This is a genomic window from Bradyrhizobium sp. STM 3843, assembly GCF_000239815.1.
GTDB lineage: Bacteria > Pseudomonadota > Alphaproteobacteria > Rhizobiales > Xanthobacteraceae > Bradyrhizobium.
In genome coordinates this window covers 1-3,031 of record NZ_CAFK01000152.1, presented here as the reverse complement: position 1 = coordinate 3,031, position 3,031 = coordinate 1, and the positions used below count along the sequence as shown (strand labels likewise).

Annotated in this window: 3 protein-coding genes; 2 read left to right on the top strand and 1 reads right to left on the bottom strand. The window is 61.3% G+C overall.

The window, feature by feature from the left end:
* Positions 1-506, top strand: a 506-nt coding sequence (locus tag BRAS3843_RS17200) for an AraC family transcriptional regulator (protein WP_035981975.1), incomplete at its 5' end; no start/stop codon positions are given.
* Positions 507-846: 340 nt separating this feature from the next.
* Here BRAS3843_RS17200 and BRAS3843_RS38935 read toward each other — a convergent pair.
* Positions 847-1,437 (bottom strand): TetR/AcrR family transcriptional regulator, encoded by a 591-nt coding sequence (locus BRAS3843_RS38935; protein ID WP_008970240.1) that lies wholly within the window; start codon positions 1,435-1,437, stop codon positions 847-849.
* Positions 1,438-1,618: 181 nt separating this feature from the next.
* Here BRAS3843_RS38935 and BRAS3843_RS17190 point away from each other — a divergent pair, with 181 nt between their 5' ends.
* The gene (locus tag BRAS3843_RS17190) at positions 1,619-2,521 is read left to right on the top strand and encodes an AraC family transcriptional regulator (RefSeq protein ID WP_008970239.1); all 903 of its coding nucleotides are present in this window, start codon (positions 1,619-1,621) and stop codon (positions 2,519-2,521) included.
* The last annotated feature ends 510 nt before the right edge of the window (positions 2,522-3,031 follow it).

The following is a 3,031-nucleotide window of genomic DNA, read 5'->3' as shown; positions in this document are numbered from 1 at the left end:
TTAGCGAGTCCGCGACCGAACGTCCCGGTCAACGCGTCGCGCTTTCACGATTGACGGAAGTGCTCTTTGTCGAGGTGCTCCGAAGCTGGATTGCGTCTCTCAGTCCCGGACAAGGCGGCTGGCTTGGGGCCATCTCTGACCCACATATCGGACCGGCGCTCAAACTCATTCACGAGAATCCGGAGCTTCCCTGGACCCTGAGCGATCTTGGCCAGCGCGTGGGGCTCGGCCGCTCGGTATTTTCGGCGCGCTTTACCAAGCTCGTCGGCCAGTCCATGCACCGCTATGTGATCGAACGCCGAATGGCGGAAGCGGCGTTCTTGCTGGAAACCAGCGATGAGCCCATCGCACGTATCGCCAGCAAAGTTGGTTACGAGACAGCGGCGGCGTTTTCGAAGTTATTCCATCGACATCACGGCGTATCGCCTGGCCGGTACCGAATATCCCGTCGCTCTGACAGCGGCGAAAGGCAAGGGGACTTTCAGGGAGCAGCGGTCGCCGATTAGGTCTGTGGCGGCCATCTACGGCAGGTCCGCTTATAGCCCGTCGCGACCTATTGCGCTTCCGCACAAACTCGGCCGCTATAGGGGCAAAGCGGACATTGCGAACATGAGCATCACGCCACAGGGTTTTATGGGCACACGATGATCAGCGGAGCCTTATTGGGCTGCGAGCTTCGCGAGATAAATTGGTATTGGGGGTTGTTCGACGCGACGCTTCTAGCGCACACAGGCGCGGGACGACGCCCGCGGGCACGTTCTGTGGCGGATGGCCGTCACCGATCGCCCCAAACGAGGCTGCCCTAGTTGCCGACAATGCCCGATCCGCCCGCGACGAGAACTGCGCTCACCGTGCTTTCCGATCCGGCTCGATTTGGCAGCATGCGCGGATGCACAGGCTGAATCGGGCCATGAGTTCAGTTTCCGATGGGCGCTCTTCTTTCCAAGTCAATCCCAACAGGAACAGGACCCTTGCGACCTCTGCGGCCGTGCAGACGTTGCTTGATTTGAATTCACGGGATCGGGAAAGCGCCTTGGCAATCTTCGCCTGAAAGGCTGCCTTGTATCCTGCGACGCCGGTGGCAGAGAGCCGATCGCCGGCCCCGATCACGTCGAAGGACTCTGGTGCAAATGTCCTGAGGTGTCGGCCGAACCAGGCGTCCATCGCTCCCATGAGCCTGCCATGGAGCGTCGCGCCGGGTCTTGCGAGTTCACGATCGACAAGCTCCAGGCCGTCGTCAAGGTATTTCTTCATCGCCTCGCGAAACACCTCTTCCTTGCTGGAGAAGTGCAGATAAAGACCTTGCTTCGACAGGCCGGCAGCAGCAGCCAGTTCATCCACTGACGTCTTCCTGAAGCCGTAGCGCCCGAAAACGGGCATGACGGCAAGCAGGATCGCATCTCGCCGCAGGGTGGTCTCGGAAGAAGGGGCGCTCATTCTTCCAACTTGACTAATTTGGTCAATCTAGTCAAGTTTGGTCCGAGGGCTCCCGGACCGACACACGTGCCGTGAGCGCCGGCGGACATCCGACACCGGTACGCCGGCACGGCCGGCGAGGTGAAGGCGGATGAAATCCGGGTCAGAGGACGTCAGGTCGCGCAACCACAGGAGTGGAATCATGCAGGACGCGCCGGACGCGGGAAGGCCGCACATTCTCGCGTTTGCACGCAGCAGCGTCGGACTCGTGCAGGTCAGGGGCGCTCGCGAACGATGGATCGCGCCGGCGCTTCTGCATGATTGTTCGACGGGCATTGAAGAATCGACCTGGACGATCACACCCGAGACAGTGATAGGTCTCCGTCTGCGGGGCGCGACCGTCGAGGATCACAATCGCAGGGCGGTCCGCACCAGCGGACCGGGGCGGGATTTCACCCTTCAGCCCCGGGGCGCCCAGACCCGCTATCTCGCGCGCGGGCCCATCAAGTTCGGCCAGGTGTTCTTGCCCGATGCACTGCTCGACAGAGCAGCCGAGGCCGAGAACATGCCTGTGCTTCGCGGCCGGCTTCGCGATGATCTGTCGTTCGTCCCGGAGAAGACGCTGCACATTTTGACGTCCGACTATCTCCGGCGCGCGTTTGACTCGCGCATCCCAGCCACGTCGCTTGAGATGGAAGCTCGCGCGCTTCTACTGGTCGATTGGCTGCTGCGGCTGCATCTGTCGCCTCATGCCGGCGTTGCGTCAGGCACGGGCGGCCTGTCGCCGCGACAGTTGCGCCAGACCTGCGAGTTCATTGTCGAGCACCTCGCGCAAGACATCTGTCTGGATGATCTCGCGGCCTTGACCGGATTGACAGCCAAGCATTTTGCTCGCGCCTTCAAACAATCAATGGGCTTGCCGCCGCACCAATACCTGATCGCGCAGCGGATCGAAGCGGCCAAGCGCCATCTGATCAGCGGCGACACCAGCCTCGCCGAGATCGCGCTTGCATGCGGCTTCGCCGATCAAAGCCATTTTACCGCGACGTTTCGGAAAGTGGTCGGCGTCCCGCCCGGTACCTTTCGCCTTGACCGCGCGAAATGACGGCCTATCGATCCGGCGGCGCCGCGCCGCACTCAGCCTGCCGTCGATGATCGTGCGCGGGTAGTGCCCTACGTTCCGCGTGATCGCGTTTGTCCCTTGCCGCTGCTGTTCTCGATTTTGCGCTCCGCGAAAGCAGTACCTGCCTGCAAGGGCGAAGCGTGATCAAAAGCTGCGCCTTTTTCAACAAAGCGGGCGAAATCCAAAAGCCTCCACGTTTGCAATTCGAATAGCGTTGGGAGCCACGGCGGATCGGCGGAAGCGGCCGTTTGTTTTGGTCGTCGTCCCCGAAACGCCTCTCTCAAGCGAGCTTTCTGAAAGCCTGAGCAAACCGATGCGCATAACGACGCTACTATCAACTCTTTTCCTTGGAGCAACGGTCATGACCGCGAGTGCAGGGACCAATGTCGCAACAGATCCCGCTCTCGATCCGCAGGTCAGAGCGTTCCTGGTGCAGATCAACAAGGATGCGAGCCCGTTCTGGGAACTGCCCCAGCCGAAGCCGCAGGAGAT